Raw genomic sequence first — 23117 nt, 5'->3', positions numbered from 1 at the left:
CCGGAAAGCATTAATCATTCATTTCATTTACTGACGTTATTTCCGCCATTATTTATGGTGATTAATATTATTATCCGTAACAAACGTGCAATATAATTATCTCATTGTATCCAATAGAATTTTATACTCCGGCTTATCCCTTCGCTCTATTTTAATTTCACACTCTGTCACCGCATTAAAATTCCCTGATGGCTGAGCGAATCAGGTGAAAAGAGTGTGATCTTAACTCCATAACCTGAGCAATTAATTTGCAGCCATTCTCTGCAGAGAATAAAAGACAGCTAATAATGTCAGTTAATGCATTTAACTTCAGGAGCGATGAATGAAACAGCAGTGGAGCAGGGAGCAGGCATCCGTGTGGAGCCAGCAACAAGGCTGGATTTGTGGATTTAACTATCTGCCACGCACGGCGGTGAACTGGACGGAAATGTGGCAGCGCGAGACTTTTGATGCGCCAACTATCGATCAGGAACTCGGCTGGGCGCATGAGGCGGGTTACAACCAGCTGCGCATCAATCTGCCGTTTATTGTCTGGCAGGATGACCGCGACGGTTTGCTGGCGCGTATTGACGCGTTTCTGGCGATTGCTGCCCGTCATCAGATTAAAGTGATGCTGACGCTGATGGATGACTGCGGGTTCTCCGGCGACGAGCCGTTCCTCGGGCCGCAAAAAGCGCCGGAACCGGGTAAACATAACAGCCAGGCGGCAGCCAGTCCGGGGCGCGATGTGGTGTGTAACCGCGATATGTGGCCGGAAGTGGAGCGTTATGTGCGCGATATTGTCCGTTATTACCGCACCGATGAACGTATCGCTATCTGGGATTTGTATAACGAGCCGGGCAACCGTGGCACTTTTGCCAGCGGGCTTGAGGAAGTGTCATACGATGAAAAACTCGAAGTCTTTGCGCTGGAACTGATGCAAAAGGCGTTTGTCTGGGCGCGGGATGAAGATCCGCTTCAGCCGCTGACTGTCTGCGCATGGCATTTCTCGCAGGATCCGGATGAGCCGGAAAACGAATTCTTCACCCATCCCATTGATGTCGAAGCGGCAAAACTTTCCGATATCATCAGTTTCCACGCCTACGTCGCCACGCCGAAGCTTTTGCAGGCGTTGCGTTTCTGGCAGAAATTTGATCGTCCGGTGTTATGTACCGAATGGCTGGCGCGCCACGTCGGTAGCGTGTTCGAGGAACAACTGCCGCTGTTCAGCGCATTCAATGCGGGCTGTTATCAGTGGGGATTAGTGCGCGGTAAAACGCAAACTACGCTGCCGTGGCCCTCGGTGCGTAAGGGCAACCATGATTATGCGCATTTGTGGTTTCACGATGTGCTGGATGAATACGGCATTCCGTTCCGTCGCGCAGAAATGGACCTGGTTCGCCGTTTAACACGAATGAAATAACGCGCAGGGAGTGATTTATTCAATGCGTCAGGTTTTTCGGCAGGCGATATGCGTCTCATATCTGTCCTGAACATTGATATCGCCTGATGCAGAAATTATAAAAAAAAAGCCTTCGCGAGCGAAGGCCAGTGAATGATCACTAAAATTTAGTTTTGGAACGAGAGACGTGCTCCCGGAACGATGTTAGTACCCTTTAGAAATTTGGCCTGAGAAATCGCGTTAAGTAATTAAAGAAACTTCACCTGTGATTTCCGCAAAATTCGAGCAGGGTGATTATCGATGAAAAAAGCCGCCCGGGAAGGGCGGCAACACTTCAGTTTTAAGACTCCGGTTCCGCCTTTTTCCCGGCCAGCATGGCTAGGAAGTCATATTTCTGCTGCAACTCTTTCTCTGCCGCCGCATACAACATTTCTGCCACTTCCGGCTGCTGGGAATTCAGTCGACGGAAGCGTTGCTCGTTGTTGAGCGTATCGGTCAGTCCGCTGGAAGGTGGCCTTGAATCCAGTGCCAGTGCCGGTTTACCTTCTTCCACGCGGCGCGGATCGAAGCGGTACAACGGCCAGAAACCGGTGGTGGTCAGCTGTTTCATCTGGTCATGGCTGAGTGCCAGATCGTAACCGTGTTCTTCGCACGGACTGTACGCGATAATCAGCGACGGCCCCGGATACGCTTCGGCTTCCTGAATGGCTTTCACCGTCTGGTTCAGCTGCGCACCGAGCGAAATTTGCGCCACATACACATGACCGTACATCATCATGCTGACGCCCAGATCCTTACGCGATTTCCGTTTGCCCTGTTCGGCAAATTTCGTCACCGCGCCAAGCGGCGTTGCCTTCGACTGCTGGCCGCCGGTGTTGGAATAACACTGGGTATCGAGCACCAGCACGTTGACGTTTTCCGTCAGGCTCAGCACGTGATCCAGTCCGCCGAAACCGATGTCATACGCCCAGCCGTCGCCGCCAATCAGCCAGATAGATTTATCCACCAGATAATCGGCGTCGGTCGCCAGCTGACGCGCATCCGGCGTATCAATGTCTGCCAGAATTTTCCGCAGCGCCGTGACATGTTCACGTTTCACTTCCGGCGTGGACGTCTCATCGCGCAGGCCGCCTAACAGCTCTGCGGGAATATGTTCTTCCAGCGAGGCGACTAAACGCAGCACGCGACGGCGATGCTGATCGACAGTCAGACGGAAGCCCAGCCCGAATTCGGCGTTATCTTCAAACAGCGAGTTTGCCCAGGCCGGACCGCGGCCATCGGCGTTGGTGGTGTACGGCGTTGAAGGCAGGTTGCCGCCATAAATCGATGAACAGCCGGTGGCGTTGGCAATCAGCAAACGATCGCCGTACAGCTGGGTCAGTAGTTTGATGTAAGGTGTTTCGCCACAACCGGAGCAGGCACCGGAATATTCGAACAGCGGCGTGATCAGCTGCGACGTGCGGATGTCGATACGTTCCAGCGTGGTTTTATCAATTTCCGGCAGTTTGAGGAAGAAGTCATAGTTGGCGCGTTCTTCTTCCAGATGTTCAATGCGGTCGGCCATATTAATGGCTTTGATGGACGGATCCTGACGGTCTTTCGCAGGGCACACTTCCACGCACAGATTACAGCCGGTGCAGTCTTCAGGCGCAACCTGCAATACGTATTTCTGGCCGCGCATGTCGCGGGATTTCACATCCAGAGATTGCAGTGCAGACGGCGCGTCTTCCATAAACTCCGGCTGTACCACTTTGGCGCGGATGGCGGAATGCGGACAGGCCGCGACACAGTGGTTGCACTGAGTACACAAATCCGGCTTCCAGATCGGCACTTCTTCGGCAATGTTGCGTTTTTCCCATTGCGTGGTGCCTGTCGGCCAGGTGCCGTCCGGCGGGAAAGCCGAAACCGGCAGGGCATCGCCAAGACCGGCCAGCATGGTGGCAGTGACGGTTTTGACGAAATCCGGCGCAGCGTCGGACACAATCGGCGGGCGTTTGCGTGGATTTTCCGGAATCGCCTGTAACGGAACAGAAACCAGTTCTTCCAGCGTGGCCGCCAGCGCCATCCAGTTGCGGGTGACGATTTCCTCCCCTTTGCTGCTGTAGCTGCGGGCAATTGCGCCCTGCAATTCGGCGAGCGCCTGTTCGCCCGGCAGGATCTGCGTCAGGTGGAAGAACGCCATCTGCATGACGGTGTTAATGCGCGCGCCGAGTTTGCATTCACGGGCAATTTTGGCGGCGTTAATCACATAAAAACGGGCTTCACGCTGGATAAGCGTCGCCTGAACTTCCAGCGGTAAACGTGCCCAGACTTCATCAGCGCTGAACGGCGTATTGAGCAGGAAAATACCGCCCGGACGCAGACGTTCTGCCATCTGATACAGATCGATAAACTGCCACTGATGACAGGCGACGAAATGCGCCTGGCTGACCAGATACGCGGATTTGATCGGCTTTTCGCTGACGCGCAGATGCGACACCGTCAGACCACCGGCCTTTTTGGAGTCGTAAACGAAATACCCCTGCGCATACATCGGTGTGCTGTTGCCGATAATCTTGATGTTGTTCTTGGTGGCAGATACCGAACCGTCACTGCCCAGCCCGTAGAACAAGGCTTCAAGGGAGGCGTGCTGCGGTAAATCTTCTTCCACCATTGGCAGGGAAAGGCCTGTCACGTCGTCATAAATGCCGACGGTAAAGCGCGGACGTGGCTGACTGAGTGACAGCTCGCGGAATATCGACATCACGCAGTCGGGGCCGAACTCTTTCGAGGAAAGCCCGTAACGTCCGCCGGTCACTTTTGGCAGCGAATCCCGTTCGCCACGGCTATACGCTTCTGCCAGTGCGGTCATCACGTCGAGGTATAACGGCTCAGCCAGCGCGCCCGGCTCTTTGGTGCGATCGAGCACAGCAATGCTTTTAACCGTCTGCGGCAGCACGGATAGCATATGTTCGGCGCTGAACGGACGGTACAGACGCACTTTCAGCACGCCGACTTTCTCACCGCGCGCATTCAGGGTTTCAATCACTTCTTCGGCGGTGCCGATCCCGGAACCCATCAGCACAATCACCCGTTCTGCCTGCGGATCGCCGACATATTCGAACGGCTTATATTCGCGGCCGGTGAGGGCGGCAAACGCATTCATGGCGTCGATAACGTGCTGACAGGTCGCGTCGTAATACGGATTGGTGGCTTCGCGTGACTGGAAATAGGTGTCCGGGTTAGCAGACGTCCCGCGGATCACCGGATGATCCGGCGAAAGGGCGCGTGCGCGGTGTGCGTCAATCTGCGCCTGCGGCAGCATCTGCTGGAGCGTGTCATCGCTCAGCGGGGCAATTTTGTTGATTTCGTGCGAGGTACGGAAGCCATCAAAAAAATGAATAAACGGCACGCGGCTGTTGAGGCTGGCGACCTGAGAAATCAGCGCGAAGTCTTGTGCTTCCTGCACGCTGGCAGCAGAGAGCAGGGCGCAACCGGTCTGGCGCACGGCCATCACATCGGAATGATCGCCAAAAATCGACAGCGCGTGGGTGGCGACGGTGCGCGCCGCGACGTGCAGCACGAACGGCGTCAGCTCACCGGCCAGTTTGTAGAGCGTCGGGATCATCAGTAACAGACCCTGCGACGAAGTGAAGGAGGTCGACAGCGCACCGGTCTGCAATGCGCCGTGAACCGTAGAAATTGCCCCGGCTTCGGACTGCATTTCCATTACTGCCGGGACATCGCCCCACAGATTTTGCTTTCCTTCGCCTGACCATGCACCGGCAATTTCGGCCATGGTGGAACTTGGTGTGATCGGGTAGATGGCAATCACTTCGTTAGTGCGATAAGCCACGGAAGCGACTGCGTTATTACCGTCAGTGGTGATCATGGAATACCCTTTTGCGTTGCTCACAATTGCGGCCAGCAGGAAATTCGTTTTGCTGGCAAGAATGATAAAAGCTTAGCAGAGGGCGGATTAATCGATTTATCCTGATTGTGTGCAGGGCTATTTCGTCTGATTTTTTAACCGGTTACGCAATGAACCGTGGTGTAAGGATTTTTATTAGCCGCTGGCGGAAAACACAAACTCAGCAGCGGCTAAATAGGGAAATGAGGAAATGAAACGGCGATTAATTAATATCGATGCGTTTTATTCCTTTCACCGACATCAGCGCCTCGTACAATTTATCCACGCTTTGTTTCGGACGCAGGATCACATCCAGAACCAGTTCACATTTACTTTCATCTTCGTCGCGCTGATTCACTTTGATATGACCCGGACGTATACGCATTTTCTGTAACGATAATAACACCGCAGGCACGCTTTCCGGCATCAGGCGTATTTCGATTAAATGGTGATGGCCGACCCAGTGATTGCTGATCTGGCGAAAGACTTCCAGCACAATTAAGGTCATGAAAGCGCCATATATACCGATTTCGTACAACCCGCTACCAATCACCAGACCAATGGCGGCGGTCACCCACAAACCGGCGGCGGTGGTTAAGCCTTTCACAATCTGTTTTTGAATAATGATGGTCCCGGCGCCGAGGAAACCCATCCCGCTGACGACCTGTGCGGCGACACGGCTGGGGTCGAAACTGACGTGGGTTTGCATCAGGATATCGGCGAAACCGTATTTCGACACAATCATAAACATCGCGCTGCCGATACCCACCAGAATATGGGTGCGTAATCCGGCTTCTTTCGCGCGCAGCTGACGCTCAATACCGATTAAGCCACCCAGGGCTCCGGCGAGGGCAATACGCAGGAGAAAATCTGTCAGCATAAAAAGGCTCCTTGTTGATTATATTTTCCAGTGTATGTAGACGGAAAAGAGGTTAATAACTGTTAATTTTATTAGCAGAAGAAATAACCAGGCGAAATAAAATGTGTCTGAGTGTTTAAATACGCCCTTTTTTTAGGAAAAAGTTGATGTTATTTCTCCGGAGGGCTCGACGGCGATGAAAAACGTCGGATATGATGGCGATTCGAAAAAAATTCCCCGTCATATTCAGGAGCAGGACAGATGATCACTGCGTTTCGCGTGTTACTGGCCGCGGGTGTGTTGGTGTTAGCCGCATGCAGCAGCCACGACGATTCGGCTGATGTTGTGCAAAAAGGCAACAGCGTTAATATCGGACAGCGCACCGTTAATATAGACAGCCCGGCTTATGCAGCCTGTTCCATGGCGGGAGGCCAGTTACGAATGGCGCCGCAGCTTGATGGCAGCCGTGTCGGCATGTGTTCGATGGCGAATGGCCGTCAGTGCTCTGAAGGCGCGCTGATGCAGGGACTCTGTAAAGCCTGATAAAACGCCAAACTGATGTTTGGCGTTTTTGCATTCGTGCTACGACATACCTGCTTTTACATACGGTCTTTCAGACGATATACCAGCTGGTGTTTGCCCTGCGTCAGGGTCAGTTTGTGATCCTGCAGGGTCACTGCCGCGCCGTTATTCAGAACGTCGCTGATCACGTGATCCCACTTATTCAGATTTTCATCCGGGCACAGCATCATGGTGGACGCCAGGCCTTTCACGGTCAGCACGTTGTTTTGCAGCTTGCCCTGACCCATGAAGTTGTTACACATTTTGCCGGAAACATGCATGTTTGAGCCGAATTCGATTTCCGGAATACGCCCCTGCGCCGCAGGAACCGTCTGACCATCCACACTCAGCAGTTCAAAGCGGTGATGCTGCAGGTCGTTTTGTTTCACAGTAGTGTCTTGATTCATGCTGCAGGCACCCAGAGTCATCGCGGCGGCCAGAATAAACAGTGACTTTTTCATCTTCTCTCCTGAGAAATATTCCTTTAGCACTCGCCATGTCGATACATTCAACTGACTTATGCAATATTTGTCGGAGTATTATAACGTGAATGGATGGGGATTTTAAGCCCTTAACTCCCTCCCCTGCGAAGGGGAGGGTTGGGGTGGGGTATTAATGACAACTCAGAATTTGACGTTGCCTGTAAAACCCCCTCCCGGCCTCCCCCTTCGCTGGGGGAGGAGCTTAAAACCTTGTCCGTCTTTATCCCGTCATATCCCCATCATAAAAGCGTCATTTTAGCCCGATAGGTTATGCCCATCACGAGTCAGAGAGACACCGGCGGCATGAGCTATTTATCACTTCACCACATCCGAAAATCCTGGGGCAACAAAGTAGCACTTAACGACATCAGCTTTGATGTGGAAGAGGGCGATTTCATTGCGTTGCTGGGGCCTTCCGGCTGCGGGAAATCCACCATGCTGCGCACGATTGCCGGCCTGGAATCCGCGGACAGCGGCGCGATTTATTTCCAGCACACAGACGTGACAGCGCTCACACCGTCACAGCGCAAGCTTTCTATGGTGTTCCAGTCCTACGCACTCTTTCCGCACATGAACGTTCGCGAAAACCTGTTATTCGGATTGCGGGCGCGCGGCGAGGATAAACGTCATTTCGCTTCGCGGTTACAGGAAGTCAGCAAACTGATGGAGCTGGAACCCTTGCTCGACCGGCTTCCGGCGCAGCTTTCCGGCGGACAGCAGCAGCGTGTAGCGCTGGGCCGGGCGGTGATTGCCAATAACAAGCTGTGTCTGATGGATGAACCGCTTTCCAACCTGGACGCCAAGCTGCGTCAGAGTATGCGTCGTGAGATCCGTGCGATTCAGAAAAAGCTCGGTCTGACGATGGTGTACGTCACCCACGATCAGACCGAAGCGATGAGCATGGCGGACAAAATCATTCTGCTCAACGACGGGTGTATCGAACAGCACGACACGCCGGACAATCTCTATAACAACCCCACCAGCATTTTTACCGCGCAATTCATCGGTGCGCCGCCGATGAACATTCTGCCGCTCGAACGCCGGGGTCATCACCATTATCTGGCCACCATGTCCTTGCCGGTGGTGGAAAATTTCCATCAGGACGCGATCAGTCTGGGGCTGCGCGCAGAAGATATTCAGCTGATTGCCGCCGAAAACGCCAGCCTGACCGCGCAGGTGATAAGCCACGAATACATGGGCGCAGATACGCTGATAGCCTGCGCCTTAGCCGGATATGCGCAACCGCTGACGGTCAAAGTCGCCGGGATGAAACGCTACGCCGAAGGCCAGTCCGTCGGGTTGCAGTGGGCGACGGGCGCACAATATTTTTTCTTCACAGCGGACGGAAAACGCTGTTATCAGGCGGAACAAGCCTGCCAGCCTTCAGATAACCGCGTCGCCGTGTAGCACGTTTTTTTTGAGTCACTTTTATTCTTACAACGACTATTACCGAAGGGAACATCATGTCTATTGCGCACCGTCTCTCACGTCTGACCGCAGCGATGCTTTTAATCACCGGAACCTCGGCTTTTGCGGCGGATCCTGTGAAATTACAAATGTATTACCCGATCGCCGTGGGCGGAAAAATCAGCCATACCGTGGATACGCTGGTGGAAGATTTCCAAAAAACACATCCGGATATCAGCATTCAGCCGGTGTATACCGGGGATTACGCCACCACAGTCACCAAAGCGCTGACCGCGTTCCGTGGTGGCAATGCCCCGCAGATTGCGGTGATTGGCGACATTGAAGCCTATTCGCTGATCGACGCGGGCGCGATTTTGCCGGTCAGTGACCTGGCAAATGACGCAGACGGCAAAAAGTGGATCGACGGTTTTTATCCGGCCTTTATCCGCCATATTCAGGACAAGGTCTGGGGAATTCCGTTCCAGCGTTCAACCGTGGTGATGTACTGGAACAAACAGGCGTTTGAGAAAGCCGGGCTGAATGGCGATACGCCGCCCGCAAACTGGCAGCAGGTGGTGGATTTCGGCAAAAAACTGGTGATGCGTGACGGCAATGAAGTGAAGCAGTGGGGTATCGAAATTCCTTCAACGCCAAACGGTTACTGGAACTTCCAGGGGATTGCCGCCACCAACGGCAGCCATCTGGATAACGGCAAAGGCACGGCGGTCACGTTTGATACGCCGGCTAACGTCGAAACGCTGCAATGGCTGACTGATTTGTCGCAAAAAGAGGGCGTATCACCAAAAGGCACTATTGCGTGGGGCACCACGCCGCAGGACTTTATCGACGGTAAAACGGCGATGATGGTGACCACGACCGGCAACCTGACTACCGTGCGTGAAAACGCAAAATTCCCGTTCGGTGTGGCAATGTTGCCGGAGAAAACCCGGCGCGGCAGCCCGACCGGCGGCGGCAACCTGTACGTTTTCAAAAATACCACACCGGAACAGCAAAAAGCCGCCATGGCGTTTATCCGCTGGGTTTCTGCGCCTGACCAGGCCGCCCGCTGGAGCATCGCGACGGGGTACGTCGCGACATCACCCGCCGCATGGGAAACCCCGGTCATGCAGGATTACGTGAAACAGGTGCCGCAGGCGCTGGTGGCGCGTGAGCAGCTTAAATATTCACAGCCGGAGCTCTCGACGTATAACAGCGTGCAGATCCAGGAACTGCTGAACCACGCGATTGAAGCCGCCGTGACGCAGGCCAAAACGCCGGCAGACGCGCTGAGTTCGGCGCAGAAACAGGCCGACCGCCTGCTGAAACCTTATCAGTAAGGACCGGCATGAGCATCCTGCACACTGTTGCACCGGCCGCCCGCACTCGCGGGCTGTCTTTACAGCTTTATGGTTATCTGCTGCTGTTGCCCGCGCTCTGTTTTTTGCTGCTGTTTACCCATTATCCGGCGCTGGCGACGGTGTGGGAAAGCCTGTTCAGCGCAGCGCGCAGCGGGCATTCCGCGCAGTTTGTCGGTCTGGACAATTACCGCGCACTGCTCGACGACGACATCTTTATGCTGTCGCTGCGCAATAACCTGCTTTATGCCGTGATCACCATCCCGCTGTCGGTCATTCTTGCGCTGATGATGGCGCTGGCCGTGAACCGTCGTCTGCGCGGTAACGCCATCACCCGCGCGGCGTTTTTCATTCCTTCGCTGCTGCCGATGGTGGCGATTGCCAACCTGTGGCTGTTTTTCTATACGCCGCAACTCGGCTTGCTTAACAAGCTGCTGGCGCTGTGTTCGCTGCCGGCGGTCAACTGGCTCGGCGAACCCGGCACGGCGCTTTACAGCCTGATGGCGGTTTCCGTGTGGCGTGAAGCCGGATTCTTTATGATTTTTTATCTGGCGGCGTTGCAGCAAATCGATCCGCGTCTTGCCGAAGCTGCTGAAATTGAGGGAGCGTCGCGGCGCTATTTCTTCTTTCGCGTGCAGTGGCCGTTACTGATGCCGACCACGCTGTTCATCCTGATCAATGCCTCGATGAATGCTTTCAGGATTGTCGATCAGGTGATTGCCATGACCAACGGCGGCCCAAATAACAGCACCAGTTTGTTGCTCTTTTACATCTACCGCACAGCGTTCAGTTACTGGGATTTACCGGCCGCGTCAGCCATGACGGTCGTCTTGCTGGTGATCCTCGCCGCTATTGCGCTGATCAAATTTAATCTGCTGGATAAAAGGGCGCACTATCAGTGAATCGTTTTTCTCTCAGCCGTTTTTCCCTGAATCTTGCCATCTGGCTGGCTGCTTTGTTGTGGTTTTTGCCGGTGCTGGTGGCAGTCTGGGTATCCATTCATCCGGCCTCGGCGCAGGGCAGTTTTTCACTGTTTGCGCCGCTGACCTTGCAGAATTTTATCAATGCCTGGAATGCGGCTCCGTTCGCCCGTTACTTTCTCAACACCACGTTGCTGGTGCTGATGATTGTGGTCTGCCAGCTGATACTGGCGACGCTGGCGGCTTACGCACTGGTGCGGTTTAAACTCAAAGCCGGCGGATTTATCTTCGCGCTGATTTTGCTGCAACTGATGATAAGTCCCGATGTTCTGATCCTGAACAACTACAAAACCATTGGTGCGCTGGGGCTGCGTGACACGCTGGCCGGTATTGCGCTGCCGTATTTTGCCTCGGCGTTTGCCATCTTCCTGCTGCGCCAGACGTTTAAAAGCATTCCGCTGGTGCTGGAAGAAGCCGCCATCGTGGAAGGCGCCAGCCGGTTCTATATCCTGCGCAAAATCTACATCCCGCTGGCGAAACCGATTTACGTCGCCTTTGCGCTGGTTTCCATCAGTTTCCACTGGAATGATTTTCTCTGGCCGCTGGTCATTACCGATTCGGTGAAAGTGCGGCCAGTTACCGTCGGACTTCAGCTGTTTTCCGCGCCGGAACAGGGCGTGCAATGGGCGCTGATCAGCGCCGCGACGCTGATGACCGTGCTGCCATTACTGGTGCTGTTTCTTATCTTTCAGCGCCAGTTCGTTCAATCTTTTATGCGGGCAGGGATCCGATAAGCACCTGACAGGAGAATATTATGACCGTCAAGACTTCATCCCCTTTGTTATCTGAGCGGCAGGCACAGGCGCTGGGCAATGTCAGTTCACTGTACGAACCGCCGGAGGTGCATGATGCGCTGGTAAACGGCGCTCGACTGCGGTTCGGGCTGATTGCGGATCCACAATATGCAGATGCCGATCCGCATAACATCCGTTATTACCGCAACAGCCTGAATAAACTGGCTACGGCTATCAATGAGCTGAATGACTTAAAACTGGATTTTGTCGTCACATTGGGTGACCTGGTGGACAGAGACTGGACCAGTTTTAAGGCGGTTCTTGACCGTTATGACGCGCTGCGCCATCCGCATGCGGTGCTGATCGGCAACCACGATGCGCAGGTGATTTCTGAACATCTCGGTGCGCAGAAACCGGCAATGGGTCTGCCGAAAAGTTACTATTCGTTCAGTCTGCCGGGCTATCGTTTTCTGGTTGTCGACGGCAATGACGTCAGCTTGTACTGCAATCATGCCAACGGTGACGACCATCAGCTGGCTGAATATATGCTGGAAGAACTGACCGAATGCCAGCAGTCGCAGGCGCAGCCGTGGAACGGTGCGGTCGGTCGCAAACAGCTGGAATGGATTGAACAGAATTTGCGCGAAGCCCGCGAGCGGCGTGAGGTGGTGCTGGTTTTCGGGCACTACCCGCTGACGCCGGTAAACAGCCATAATCTGTGGAACTGTGAGACGCTGGTCGAACTGCTGTGCCGTTATGACGTGCGCGCCTATTTCGCCGGCCACGACCATCGCGGAGGCTACGATCGTGTCGGAAATACCGATTTTATAACGCTCAAGGGAATGGTGGATGGCGAAAATAGCCTGCCGTTTTCCTCGGTGACGCTGGCCGATGACGTGCTGACCATCACCGGTTATGGCACGGAAATCAGCCGCGTACTTAGTCGCTGACAACTTAGTCGCTGACAACTTAGCCGCTGACAGCGACAGCAGAAATAAAAAAGGCTCACCGGAGTGAGCCTTATCATTCTTACGTTATTTAAGCGGTCAGCAGATTCGGGCAGTGAACGCCTTTCGACAGCTGATCAATATTCATCAGCGTGGTTTCTGAAATACTGGTCAGCGCATCGCTGGTCAGAAACGCCTGATGGCCGGTGAACAGCACGTTGTGACATGATGACAGGCGGCGGAATACGTCGTCGAGGATCACTTCGTTGGAGTTATCTTCGAAGAACAGATCGCGTTCGTTTTCGTAAACGTCCATGCCCAGCGCGCCGATTTTTTGTTTTTTCAGCGCATCAATCGCGGCGGTGGCATCCAGCAGTGCGCCACGGCTGGTGTTGACGATCATTACGCCATCTTTCATCTTGGCAAACGCACCGGCATTCAGCATATGGTGGTTTTCCGGCGTCAGCGGACAGTGCAGTGAAATCACATCGGATTCAGCATACAGCGTATCCAGATCGACATATTCAGCGCCGAGTTCCAGCGCCAGCGGGCTTGGGTACGGATCGTAAGCCATAATGCGCATACCAAAACCTTTGAGAATACGCATGGCGGCCACGCCGATTTTACCGGTCCCGATAATGCCGGCGGTGCGCTGATACATGTTAAAACCGATCAGGCCTTCCAGTGAGAAGTTGGCTTCACGGGTGCGCTGATAGGCGCGATGAATGTGACGGTTCAGACACATCATCATACCTACTGCATGTTCGGCCACCGCTTCCGGCGAATAGGCCGGTACGCGCACCACCGAAATCCCTAGCTCTTTCGCTGCATCTAAATCGACATTGTTAAAACCGGCACAACGCAGGGCGAGGGTTTTAATGCCAAGGGTTGCCAGTTCCTGTAACACGTCGCGGCAACCATCGTCGTTAACAAAAATACAGACTGCATCAGAACCTATCGCTGTTTTCGCCGTTTGCGGGGTCAGCAGAAAATCGAAAAATTCCAGCTCATAGCCATAGTGTTGATTGACCAGTTCCAGATATTTCCGGTCGTAATTTTTAGTACTGTAGACAGCCACTTTCATGGTGTTTCTCCGCAGTGAGTTTGAATCTCTGGCGAAACGGTTTCCGACTGTTTTATAAGGAATAAAGAGTTTCAGAAACAATTCGCAATATGCTACCAAACTAGCAGAGCGCAGGGGCGCAGACAATTTTTCCCGTGCTATTTGGCTCAGGTGTTCTGGCAATCCGGCCATCAGTTGTTACGCTAATTATGATATCTTGCGGGCGGTTAGGTCATTTAGTGAAGTATAAGACAAGGCAAGTCATGAGGAACGGACTGAAGAGAAGCGCGCAGATACTCCTGAGTATAGTGGTGATTATCGCATTGCTGATGTGGGTGTTATGGAAAACCGTGCCGCGCTGGTTGCCCGTTGTGGCCGGGCACTGGCTCCCCGCAGGCACGCAACTGACGCTCAAAGGCGCGCCGCGCTGGGCTGACGGTGTACTTCAGTTGCCGGGCGTGGGTTATTCCGCCGGTGACTGCCAGCTTGCCACCGCGCGCAATGCCCGCCTCAGCCGTCATGACGGTCAATGGGCGCTGAAACTGGACGCCCTGAGCGTAGACACCGCCTGTCTGGCTAAAATGCCGAAAAGCGACAGCCAGCAGACGCTTTCGCTGGCTGATATTCAGCAGATGTTGCCGCCAGGCGATATCAGCATTGATCATCTTTCTGTCACGCCCTGGCAGCGCTATGCCGGTCAGTTGCAGATCAGTAATGCTGGCGGCACGCAGCATCTTTCCTTTAATGGCGAATCGCTGAAACTCGACGCGGTGCTGGACGGCAACCGTCAGCTGGCGATCCATTCCTTCAGCCTGACACCACCGGGCAGCGACCAGCCTGTCACGCTGAGCGGCAAATTGCTGCTGCCTGCGACGTTAGACACTCTCCCGGAATCCGGCGAACTGCACGCCGAAATGCAAACTGCGCAGGTGCCCAACCCGCTGGATATTCAGCTCAGCTGGCAGGCGACTGAAGGCGTGCTGACGTTAACAGAAAAAGACAGCCAGCAGCCGTTACTGATGCTGCCGTGGAAACTGAGCAATAACGTTTTAGACATCACGCATGGGCAGTGGCGCTGGCCGTATGCCGCGCAACCGCTGGCGGGTGGCGTAAACCTGACCCTCAGTGACTGGACGCCGACGTTCGATCAAACCAATATCACGGCGCGCCTGAACGTGCTGACGCAGGGGCACAATGGTAAGGCGAACGTGGTGCTGACCATGGGGCCGGGGCGCGTCGGGCTGCTCGACAGTAATCTCGGTTTCAGCCTCACCGGACAAGCCAATTTGCAGGCAACTTCTCTGAGTGCGTCGCTTCCCGGCCAGCTCAGCGGTTCGGTTCTGAATCCGACGCTGTCACTGCGCAGCGGTTCACTGCTGCGTGCGTGGGGGAAACCGACGCCGGAGCTGACGATCAGCGATGCGCGCTGGCCGCTGGCGGGGGTAAAAGTGTCGGCTGAAGGTGTCAGCGGGCCACTTCAGGCCATTCTTAAAGCACGCCACAGCTTCTGGGGCGCGTTTGATTTACATCTCAGTGGCAAAGCCCTGACGTTCTGGCCAGATATCGGCCAGTGGAATTTCAACTACTGGGGCAACGGTCATCTGCCGCCGCTTAACGGTCGCTGGGATATGTCCGGCAAAGGCCAGTGGCATGACAATCTCATCAGCATTAATTCGCTTTCAACCGGTTTTGACCGGCTGCATTACGGCCTCGTCGATGTCGATGCGCCGCGTCTGACACTGGAACATCCTCTGCAATGGAAACGTCCCCCGTCTTCCCGATTTAAACCGCAGTACCCTGATTTACCGGCAGAATTTAAAGGTGATATCAAACTGGTGGCGAAAAAAATTGCGCTGGAGAACGGCGGATATCTGCCCCCGGCAACGCTGGCGTTACAGCTCAGCGGCGACAGCCCCGACAGTTTCACGATGCGAGGAATGCTTGATGCTAAACCGATTGGGCCGATCCGGCTTAACGGGCGCTGGGACGGCGAACGTCTGCGCGGTGAAGGCTGGTGGCCTAAACAACAACTCACCGCGTTCCAGACACTGCTGACGCCGGATCTGAACATCAAATTACGTGCAGGATCGTTCTATGCGCAGTCGGCATTCTCGGCGGCGCGCGGGCAGGGATTTGTCGCGGGCGGCCACTGGGTAGTGAAAAACGGCGGCTTCTGGATGAAGGACGGCGACCTGAGCGGGCTGGATTTCAGTCTGCCTTATCGCCTGAAAGATCAGGTCTGGCAGCTCGGCGTGAAAAAACCGGTGACGCTGCGCATCGGCGAAGTGAACAATCTGGTCAAAATGCAGAATGTGACTGCTGATTTGCAAGGTCATTATCCGTGGAGTGAAGAGATGCCGCTGACCCTGAGCAATCTGGGTGTCGATATGCTGCGCGGGCATCTCAGCCTCTCGGCGCTGCGTATGCCGCAGCATGATGCGGCGGTGCTGAAGTTCGACAAGATCAATCTCAGCGAACTCTTCACGGCGCTGAAACCGAAACAACTGGCGATGTCGGGCGTCGTGTACGGTGAACTGCCGCTGTACGTGGAAAATCCGCAGTGGATCATCCATAACGGCTGGATCAGAAATGACGGCGGCCTGACGCTGCGCCTCGATCCGCAATTCGCGGACGCGATGGCCAGCGGGAATTTCGCCAATAATATGGTGATTGGCCTGCTGCGCTATCTGGAAATCAGCCGTTCTGATGCGCTGGTCAGCCTGGATAATCTTGGCGTGCTGTCCATGAAAGCGAAAGTGGACGGGGTGAACTACACCGACACGACGCACGGCGGTGACAAAGAAAAACGTGAAATCGTCCTCAACTATTCCCACGAGGAGAACATCTACCAGCTCTGGCGCAGCTTGCGCTTTGGCGACAATCTTCAGGAATGGCTGCAACAGCAGATGTCTTTGCCTGCGAATGCGCTGTCAAAAGGCTCCGCTGCGGCCGGGCAGAAAAAGGATCCAACAGTGAGGAAGGAACAATGAAACTGCAATTTGCAGGACCGTGCGTGGCGCTTTGCGCAGTAATGCTCAGCGGATGCGTACCGCGCATCGAACTGGCTGCGCCGAAAGAGCCGATCACTATCAATATGAACGTGAAAATTGAACACGAAATTCATATCAAAGTGGATAAAGACGTGGAAGATCTGCTGAAAAATCAGAGCGATTTATTCTAGGAGCCACTATGTCCGCGATAATTTTCAATAAAAATGGCCTCAAAAGAATCAGCCTGATGTTGCTGGCCGGTGGTTTGCTGTTTTGCAGTCAGGCGTTCGCATTAACGCTCAATGAAGCCAAACAACAGGGGCGCGTGGGCGAAACGTTGTCCGGGTACCTGGCACCGCTAAAACAAGACGCGGAAAGTGTCGCGCTGGCGTCAAAAATCAACGAGGCGCGCAAACAGCAATACCAGCAGGTGGCGCAGGAAAATAACGTCAGTACCGATGATGTGGCAAAACTGGCCGGACAGAAACTGGTCGCCAGAGCCGGGAAGGGTGAATACGTGCGGGGCATTAACGGACAGTGGTTGCAGAAATAGGGTTTACTGAAGAGAGCGGGTGATTTTGGGAAAAAAACGGCAAAAAAAAGCGTGCCTCTCGGCACGCAATAGCGTTATCACAACAACATCTGAGCGGAACGGACAGATTCTTAAGTGAATGGGTGCTCAGATTGTGATAAGGGTGATTATGCCGCAGCCAGTTCTTTGATGGCCGCATCGATGGCTGCTTTCGCATCAGTCTGTGCTTTAGTCGCCACTTCAGGACCGTATGCAATGCCTTCAGCGTAAACGAATTCTACGTCGCTCATTCCCAGGAAGCCCAGGAACAGGGACAGATAAGGTGCTACCAGGTCGCTTGGGGTGTCTTTATGGATGCCACCGCGGCTGGTCAGAACAATCACGCGTTTGCCTTTCACCAGACCTTCAGGGCCTTTCTCGGTGTATTTGAACGTCACGCCAGCACGGGCAACCAGGTCGAAATAGGTTTTCAGCTGAGTCGGGATGTTGAAGTTGTACATTGGTGCAGCGATAACGATCACGTCATGCGCCTGCAGTTCGTCGATCAGGGTGTTAGACAGCGCCAGTGCTTCTTCCTGACGTGGTGTCAGCGGAGCATCGGAAGGACGCAGTGCGCCAACCAGTTCGCCATCTAATACAGGGATTGGGTTAGCCGCCAGGTCACGAACTGTCACGGTAGAACCGCTGTTTGCAGACTGATACTGTGCAACCAGGTAATCGGCCAGTTGGTTTGACTGAGAGAAGTTAGCCAGAATGCTTGATTTCAGAACGAGTACTTTGCTCATTAGTGAGTTCCTTAACTGTGTGGTACATAGGGTGTTGGTTTTTATAACCAGAACGTTCCCCGAATGGAACTTACTTTATTCAGAAAGCTTATGCAGTGATAGCGCAATATTTAGAGACCTATCATCGATTTTTTTGAACAACTTCAACTCCGGTCGCAAAATCACCCGTTTTCAGCATCTTCAATACCTTGTGTTAACATAGACACAAGCAGGCAAGGCGTGAACCTTCCTCATCCCCCATTCAGATTCAGCTGGCGCAGATGATTTGCTCTCCGGCTGACATGTAACAAGGAATTCCGATCGTGAAATCACCGCTCGCGGCATTATCAGCGCAGTTAGACGGGCTGATGCTACGTGACCGGCAACGCCTGCAACGTCGTTTGCAGGGTGCCAGAAAGATTGATAAACCCGAAGCACTCGACGCGTTAAGTGCTGAAATCCAGACCGCTATCAACGAGAGCCTGAAGAAAGTCAGCGCCCGTGAAGCGTCACGGCCAAAAATCAGCTATCCGGAAAACCTGCCGGTCAGCCAGAAAAAAGAAGACATTTATAACGCTATCCGCGACCACCAGGTGGTGATTGTGGCGGGCGAAACCGGCTCCGGTAAAACTACGCAGATCCCGAAAATCTGTATGGAACTCGGTCGCGGGATCAAAGGCGTGATCGGTCATACCCAGCCGCGTCGTCTGGCGGCGCGTACCGTGGCCAACCGTATTGCCGATGAGCTGGATACTACGCTCGGTAACACGGTCGGCTATAAAGTTCGCTTTAACGATCAGGTCAGCGAAAACACGCTGGTTAAACTGATGACCGACGGTATTCTGCTGGCGGAAATCCAGCAGGATCGTATGCTGATGCAGTACGACACGCTGATCATCGATGAAGCGCATGAACGCAGCCTGAACATCGACTTTATCCTCGGTTACCTGCGTCAGTTGCTGCCAAAGCGTCCGGATCTCAAAGTCATTATTACCTCGGCGACCATTGACCCGCAGCGTTTCTCGCGCCATTTCAACAATGCGCCGATCATTGAAGTGTCTGGCCGGACGTATCCGGTCGACGTGCGCTATCGCCCGATTGTTGATGATGCCGACGATGTGGATCGTGACCAGTTGCAGGCGATTTTCGATGCGGTCGATGAACTCGGTCGCGAAAGCATGGGCGACATCCTGATTTTCATGAGCGGTGAACGTGAAATTCGTGATACTGCTGATGCGCTGAACCGTCTGGATCTGCCGCACACCGAGATTTTGCCGCTGTATGCGCGACTGTCGAACAGTGAACAGAACCGCGTGTTCCAGTCGCATTCCGGTCGCCGTATTGTGCTGGCGACCAACGTCGCCGAAACCTCGCTGACCGTGCCGGGCATTAAATATGTGATTGACCCCGGTACCGCGCGTATCAGCCGTTACAGCTTCCGCACCAAAGTGCAGCGTCTGCCGATTGAGCCGGTGTCTCAGGCGTCCGCTAACCAGCGTAAAGGACGTTGCGGACGTGTGTCCGAAGGTATCTGTATCCGTCTTTATTCGGAGCAGGATTTCCTGTCGCGTCCGGAGTTTACCGACCCCGAAATTCTGCGCACCAACCTGGCGTCCGTTATTTTGCAAATGACGTCGCTGGGGCTGGGCGATATTGGCGCATTCCCGTTCGTGGAAGCACCGGACAAACGTAATATTCAGGATGGCGTGCGTCTGCTCGAAGAGCTGAACGCCATCAATAATGCTGTTGACGGGCGTTATACACTGACCCCGCTGGGCCGCCAGCTGGCGCAGTTGCCGGTGGATCCGCGTCTGGCGCGCATGGTGCTGGAAGCTCAGAAAAACGGTTGTATGCGCGAGGTGATGATTATCACGTCCGCGCTGTCGATTCAGGATCCGCGTGAACGTCCGACGGACAAACAGCAGGCGTCCGATGAAAAACATCGCCGTTTTGCTGACAAAGATTCAGATTTCCTGGCGTTCGTGAACCTGTGGGATCACCTGAAAGTACAGCAGAAAGAGCTGTCTTCGGCGCAGTTCCGCAAGTTATGCCGCAGCGATTACCTCAACTATCTGCGCGTGCGTGAATGGCAGGATATCTATACCCAGCTGCGTCAGGTGGTGAAAGAACTTGGCCTGCCGGTGAACAGCGAACCGGCTGAATATCGCGAAGTTCACTGCTCGCTGCTGACCGGCTTGCTGTCGCATATCGGTCAGAAAGATGCGGATAAACAGGAGTATACCGGCGCGCGCAACGCACGTTTTGCCGTCTTCCCGGGATCCGGATTATTCAAAAAGCCTCCTAAATGGGTGATGGTTGCTGAACTGGTGGAAACCAGCCGTCTGTGGGGGCGCATTGCCGCGCGTATCGAACCGGAATGGATCGAGCCGCTGGCGCAGCATCTGGCGAAAAGCAGTTACAGCGAACCGCACTGGGAAAAAGCGCAGGGCGCGGTCATGGCGACGGAAAAAGTCACGCTGTACGGCCTGCCGATTGTGGCGGCGCGTCGTGTGAACTATGGCACGATTGATCCGGTGGTTTCCCGCGAGCTGTTTATTCGTCACGCGCTGGTGGAAGGCGACTGGCAGACGCGTCACGCGTTCTTCCGCGCTAACCTGCGTCTGCGTACCGAAGTCGAAGAGCTGGAACACAAATCCCGTCGCCGCGATATTCTGGTCGATGACGAAACCTTGTTCCTGTTCTATGAGCAGCGCATCGGGCAGGAAGTCGTGTCTGCACGTCACTTTGATACCTGGTGGAAAAAACAGCCGCAGGACAGCCTGAACTTTGAAAAAAGCATGCTGATCAAAGAGGGCGCAGGCAATATCAGTGCCCACGATTACCCGAACTTCTGGCATCAGGGCAATCTCAAACTGCGCGTCACTTATCAGTTTGAACCGGGTACGGATGCCGACGGCGTGACGGTACACATTCCGTTGCCGCTGCTCAATCAGGTGACGGAAGAAGGTTTCGACTGGCAGATCCCTGGCATTCGCCGCGACCTGATTATGGCGCTGATTAAATCGCTGCCAAAACCGGTTCGCCGCAATTTTGTGCCGGCACCGAATTACGCCGACGCTTTGCTCGGACGGATCAAACCGTTCGAAATGCCATTACTCGATGCGATGGAAAAAGAGTTGCGTAAGATGAGCGGCGTGACGGTGTCACGTGAAGACTGGCAGCTGGATCAGGTGCCCGATCATCTCAAAATGACCTTCCGCATTGTTGATGACAAAAACAAAACGCTGCGTGAGGGCAAAGACCTGCTGGCACTGAAATCCGGTCTGAAAGAGCAGGTTCAGCAAACGCTGTCTGCGGTGGCGGATGACGGCATCGAACAGCGCGATCTGCATGTCTGGAGTTTCGGTACATTGCCGGAGCGCTACGAACAAAAACGCGGCGGCTATGAAGTGAAAGCCTATCCGGCGATTGTGGATGAGAAAGACAGCGTGGCGATCCGTTTGTTTGACAGCGAGCTGGAACAGCAGCAGGCGATGCTCAGCGGTATGAGGCGTTTGCTGTTGCTGAACATTCCTTCTCCGGTCAAATACCTGCACGAGAAGTTGCCGAACAAAGCCAAACTGGGGCTGTACTTTAACCCGTACGGTAAAGTGCTGGATCTGATCGACGACTGTATTTCCTGCGGTATCGACAAACTGATTGCTGAATCCGGCGGCCTGGTGTGGCGCGAGGAAGATTTTGCGAAACTGCATGAGCACGTACGCGCCAACCTGAATGAGACGGTGGTACAGATTGCGATTCAGGTGGAGCAAATCCTGACCACTGTGTTCAGCATCAACAAGCGGCTGAAAGGGCGGATTGATATCACCATGGCGCTGGCGCTTTCAGATATTAAAGCGCAAATGTCCGGGCTGATTTATCGCGGATTCGTGACGCAAAACGGCTGGAAGCGTCTGCCGGATACGCTGCGTTATTTGCAGGCGATTGAACGCCGGATGGACAAACTGGCGATGGATCCGCACCGCGACCGTGCACAGATGTTAAAAGTGGAAAACATCCAGCAGCAATGGCAGCAGTGGTTCAACAAACTGCCGCCGGTGCGTCAGCAAAGTGAGGATGTAAAAGAAGTGCGCTGGATGATTGAAGAGCTGCGCGTCAGCTACTTCGCTCAGCAACTGGGCACGCCGTATCCGATATCGGATAAACGTATTTTACAGACCATGGAACAGCTGGTTTAACCGGTTCTCTAAACTAAAAAACCGCCTTAGTGACTCAAGGCGGTTTTTTTTATGCTCTGCAACGGTGATTCGGACGTTTACTGAACGGGCGCCGTCGCCGGTGTGCTGGCGCTGATGACGCCGGAAGACAGCGTGTTCAGTGCGTCGCGGATGGCCGGAACGGCCAGCGCACGGTTGTCTGCCAGATAGCGGTCCTGCGCGGCAGGTGCGGAACTTTGAATCGCGACCAGAGACCAGCCCTCAGCATTTTTCAGTAACAACGGCGAACCGCTGTCGCCCGGCAGCGTGTCGCAGCGATGCGATAACACGCCCGGTTGCGCCCAGCCTGTCACCAGACAATCCTGATGCACGTATAAATCATCCAGATGATCTTCCGGATAGCCTGCCTGTGTCACTTTTCTGCCTTCCTGCTTGAGCAGCGCAGTCAGATCATCGCGTGAACCTTCCCACAACGGCAGGGGTTTGATCGGCAACGCCAGCTTTTCATCCGTCAGACGGACCAGCGCGAAATCGAATGGTGCCGCTTTTGGCGGAACGATCCAGCCATCGCCATCGGCTTTCAGTTTCTTACCGAGCTTAGGATCCACCAGGGTTTGCAGTGCCGTTATCTGATAACGCCATTTCTGATTGTGAGAAATAAAACGCAGGGCAATGACTTTGTCGATCTTACCCGGAGGCGCGAGAACGCAGTGACCGGCGGTGAGGACCAGATGTTTGGAAATCAGGGTGGCGGTACATAAATTACCGCTTTCGGTTTCAATCTGTCCGATGGCCTGCCACGGCCAGTGCGCCGCCGCAGAAACCTGAGTTCGCTGATCGTGACCGAAGAACAGGGCCGTTTTTTCTTTTAAGCTGATTGAAGGTGCGTCGCTGTCTGCGTCATCCGGAGAATCTGCATGAACAAGAGGACTGGCGGTAAAACAGAAAAAGCACAAAAAAAGCGGTAACGCGATGCGCATAACATTCTGACCTTG

Annotated in this window: 17 protein-coding genes; 11 read left to right on the top strand and 6 right to left on the bottom strand. The window is 54.2% G+C overall.

All coding sequences use genetic code 11. The annotated features are described in order from the left end of the window. Nucleotides 1-322: 322 nt before the first annotated feature. The gene (locus CKQ54_RS15390; RefSeq protein ID WP_120163979.1) at nt 323-1402 is read left to right on the top strand and encodes a glycoside hydrolase 5 family protein; all 1080 of its coding nucleotides are present in this window, start codon (nt 323-325) and stop codon (nt 1400-1402) included. 319 nt (nt 1403-1721) lie between these two features. Here the strand turns inward: CKQ54_RS15390 and nifJ are convergent, their stop codons facing one another. Further along, nucleotides 1722-5252 (bottom strand): pyruvate:ferredoxin (flavodoxin) oxidoreductase, encoded by a 3531-nt coding sequence (nifJ, locus tag CKQ54_RS15385; RefSeq protein WP_120163980.1) that lies wholly within the window; start codon nt 5250-5252, stop codon nt 1722-1724. A gap of 241 nt (nt 5253-5493) precedes the next feature. Further along, nucleotides 5494-6150 carry an MgtC/SapB family protein gene (locus CKQ54_RS15380; protein ID WP_112287264.1) on the bottom strand — a complete coding sequence of 219 codons (657 nt, stop codon included), beginning with the start codon at nt 6148-6150 and terminating at the stop codon, nt 5494-5496. A 240-nt stretch (nt 6151-6390) separates the two neighbouring features. Here CKQ54_RS15380 and CKQ54_RS15375 point away from each other — a divergent pair, with 240 nt between their 5' ends. Beyond that, on the top strand, nt 6391-6672 hold the full coding sequence (locus CKQ54_RS15375; protein ID WP_112287263.1) for a putative hemolysin: 282 nt from the start codon (nt 6391-6393) through the stop codon (nt 6670-6672). A gap of 56 nt (nt 6673-6728) precedes the next feature. Here CKQ54_RS15375 and hslJ read toward each other — a convergent pair whose 3' ends face one another. After that, nucleotides 6729-7151, bottom strand: coding sequence for a heat shock protein HslJ (gene hslJ, locus CKQ54_RS15370; RefSeq protein WP_120163981.1), 423 nt, complete (start codon nt 7149-7151; stop codon nt 6729-6731). 324 nt (nt 7152-7475) lie between these two features. On the opposite strand from hslJ, the gene CKQ54_RS15365 reads away from it, so the two are divergent. Genes CKQ54_RS15365 through CKQ54_RS15345 form a run of 5 tightly spaced genes read left to right on the top strand, consistent with a single transcriptional unit; the run spans nt 7476 to nt 12598 of the window. Continuing rightward, entirely contained in the window at nt 7476-8579 is a 1104-nt protein-coding gene (locus CKQ54_RS15365; protein ID WP_120163982.1) for an ABC transporter ATP-binding protein, read from the top strand. Between the two features lie 56 nt (nt 8580-8635). Continuing rightward, nucleotides 8636-9916, top strand: coding sequence for an ABC transporter substrate-binding protein (locus CKQ54_RS15360; protein ID WP_120163983.1), 1281 nt, complete (start codon nt 8636-8638; stop codon nt 9914-9916). A gap of 8 nt (nt 9917-9924) precedes the next feature. Beyond that, entirely contained in the window at nt 9925-10836 is a 912-nt protein-coding gene (locus CKQ54_RS15355; protein WP_120163984.1) for a carbohydrate ABC transporter permease, read from the top strand. Next, the gene (locus tag CKQ54_RS15350; RefSeq protein ID WP_112287258.1) at nt 10833-11648 is read left to right on the top strand and encodes a carbohydrate ABC transporter permease; all 816 of its coding nucleotides are present in this window, start codon (nt 10833-10835) and stop codon (nt 11646-11648) included. Before CKQ54_RS15355 ends, CKQ54_RS15350 begins: the two co-directional genes overlap by 4 nt. A 20-nt stretch (nt 11649-11668) precedes the next feature. Continuing rightward, nucleotides 11669-12598 carry a metallophosphoesterase gene (locus CKQ54_RS15345; protein ID WP_120163985.1) on the top strand — a complete coding sequence of 310 codons (930 nt, stop codon included), beginning with the start codon at nt 11669-11671 and terminating at the stop codon, nt 12596-12598. Between the two features lie 88 nt (nt 12599-12686). On the opposite strand, the gene CKQ54_RS15340 is transcribed toward CKQ54_RS15345, so the two are convergent. Next, the gene (locus CKQ54_RS15340) at nt 12687-13679 is read right to left on the bottom strand and encodes a 2-hydroxyacid dehydrogenase (RefSeq protein WP_120163986.1); all 993 of its coding nucleotides are present in this window, start codon (nt 13677-13679) and stop codon (nt 12687-12689) included. 254 nt (nt 13680-13933) lie between these two features. On the opposite strand from CKQ54_RS15340, the gene CKQ54_RS15335 reads away from it, so the two are divergent. Genes CKQ54_RS15335 through CKQ54_RS15325 form a run of 3 tightly spaced genes read left to right on the top strand, consistent with a single transcriptional unit; the run spans nt 13934 to nt 17201 of the window. Further along, complete coding sequence (locus CKQ54_RS15335; protein ID WP_425272812.1) at nt 13934-16648, top strand: YdbH family protein; 2715 nt, start codon at nt 13934-13936, stop codon at nt 16646-16648. Then, nucleotides 16645-16839 (top strand): YnbE family lipoprotein, encoded by a 195-nt coding sequence (locus CKQ54_RS15330; RefSeq protein ID WP_120163988.1) that lies wholly within the window; start codon nt 16645-16647, stop codon nt 16837-16839. Before CKQ54_RS15335 ends, CKQ54_RS15330 begins: the two co-directional genes overlap by 4 nt. A gap of 56 nt (nt 16840-16895) precedes the next feature. Beyond that, nucleotides 16896-17201: a YdbL family probable chaperone protein gene (locus CKQ54_RS15325; RefSeq protein WP_112287266.1), complete on the top strand. Its 306-nt coding sequence runs from the start codon at nt 16896-16898 to the stop codon at nt 17199-17201. A gap of 146 nt (nt 17202-17347) precedes the next feature. On the opposite strand, the gene CKQ54_RS15320 is transcribed toward CKQ54_RS15325, so the two are convergent. Further along, on the bottom strand, nt 17348-17965 hold the full coding sequence (locus CKQ54_RS15320) for an FMN-dependent NADH-azoreductase (RefSeq protein ID WP_112287253.1): 618 nt from the start codon (nt 17963-17965) through the stop codon (nt 17348-17350). Between the two features lie 302 nt (nt 17966-18267). Here CKQ54_RS15320 and hrpA point away from each other — a divergent pair, with 302 nt between their 5' ends. Next, entirely contained in the window at nt 18268-22143 is a 3876-nt protein-coding gene (gene hrpA, locus CKQ54_RS15315; protein WP_120163989.1) for an ATP-dependent RNA helicase HrpA, read from the top strand. A 77-nt stretch (nt 22144-22220) separates the two neighbouring features. On the opposite strand, the gene CKQ54_RS15310 is transcribed toward hrpA, so the two are convergent. Then, nucleotides 22221-23102, bottom strand: coding sequence for a trypsin-like serine peptidase (locus CKQ54_RS15310; protein ID WP_120163990.1), 882 nt, complete (start codon nt 23100-23102; stop codon nt 22221-22223). Nucleotides 23103-23117: the final 15 nt, after the last annotated feature.

It is taken from the genome of Rahnella variigena (genome assembly GCF_003610915.1).
Classification (GTDB): Bacteria; Pseudomonadota; Gammaproteobacteria; order Enterobacterales; family Enterobacteriaceae; genus Rahnella; species Rahnella variigena.
The sequence above is the reverse complement of the archived record's forward strand: the minus strand, read 5'-3'. Positions and strand labels throughout refer to the sequence as shown.

What these genes read in the sequence shown, in the direction of transcription:
- CKQ54_RS15390 (WP_120163979.1), top strand. Translation starts at nt 323, where the DNA reads ATGAAACAGCAGTGGAGCAGGGAGCAGGCATCCGTGTGGAGCCAGCAA.
- nifJ (WP_120163980.1), bottom strand. Translation starts at nt 5,252, where the DNA reads ATGATCACCACTGACGGTAATAACGCAGTCGCTTCCGTGGCTTATCGC.
- CKQ54_RS15380 (WP_112287264.1), bottom strand. Translation starts at nt 6,150, where the DNA reads ATGCTGACAGATTTTCTCCTGCGTATTGCCCTCGCCGGAGCCCTGGGT.
- CKQ54_RS15375 (WP_112287263.1), top strand. Translation starts at nt 6,391, where the DNA reads ATGATCACTGCGTTTCGCGTGTTACTGGCCGCGGGTGTGTTGGTGTTA.
- hslJ (WP_120163981.1), bottom strand. Translation starts at nt 7,151, where the DNA reads ATGAAAAAGTCACTGTTTATTCTGGCCGCCGCGATGACTCTGGGTGCC.
- CKQ54_RS15365 (WP_120163982.1), top strand. Translation starts at nt 7,476, where the DNA reads ATGAGCTATTTATCACTTCACCACATCCGAAAATCCTGGGGCAACAAA.
- CKQ54_RS15360 (WP_120163983.1), top strand. Translation starts at nt 8,636, where the DNA reads ATGTCTATTGCGCACCGTCTCTCACGTCTGACCGCAGCGATGCTTTTA.
- CKQ54_RS15355 (WP_120163984.1), top strand. Translation starts at nt 9,925, where the DNA reads ATGAGCATCCTGCACACTGTTGCACCGGCCGCCCGCACTCGCGGGCTG.
- CKQ54_RS15345 (WP_120163985.1), top strand. Translation starts at nt 11,669, where the DNA reads ATGACCGTCAAGACTTCATCCCCTTTGTTATCTGAGCGGCAGGCACAG.
- CKQ54_RS15340 (WP_120163986.1), bottom strand. Translation starts at nt 13,679, where the DNA reads ATGAAAGTGGCTGTCTACAGTACTAAAAATTACGACCGGAAATATCTG.
- CKQ54_RS15330 (WP_120163988.1), top strand. Translation starts at nt 16,645, where the DNA reads ATGAAACTGCAATTTGCAGGACCGTGCGTGGCGCTTTGCGCAGTAATG.
- CKQ54_RS15325 (WP_112287266.1), top strand. Translation starts at nt 16,896, where the DNA reads ATGTTGCTGGCCGGTGGTTTGCTGTTTTGCAGTCAGGCGTTCGCATTA.
- CKQ54_RS15320 (WP_112287253.1), bottom strand. Translation starts at nt 17,965, where the DNA reads ATGAGCAAAGTACTCGTTCTGAAATCAAGCATTCTGGCTAACTTCTCT.
- CKQ54_RS15310 (WP_120163990.1), bottom strand. Translation starts at nt 23,102, where the DNA reads ATGCGCATCGCGTTACCGCTTTTTTTGTGCTTTTTCTGTTTTACCGCC.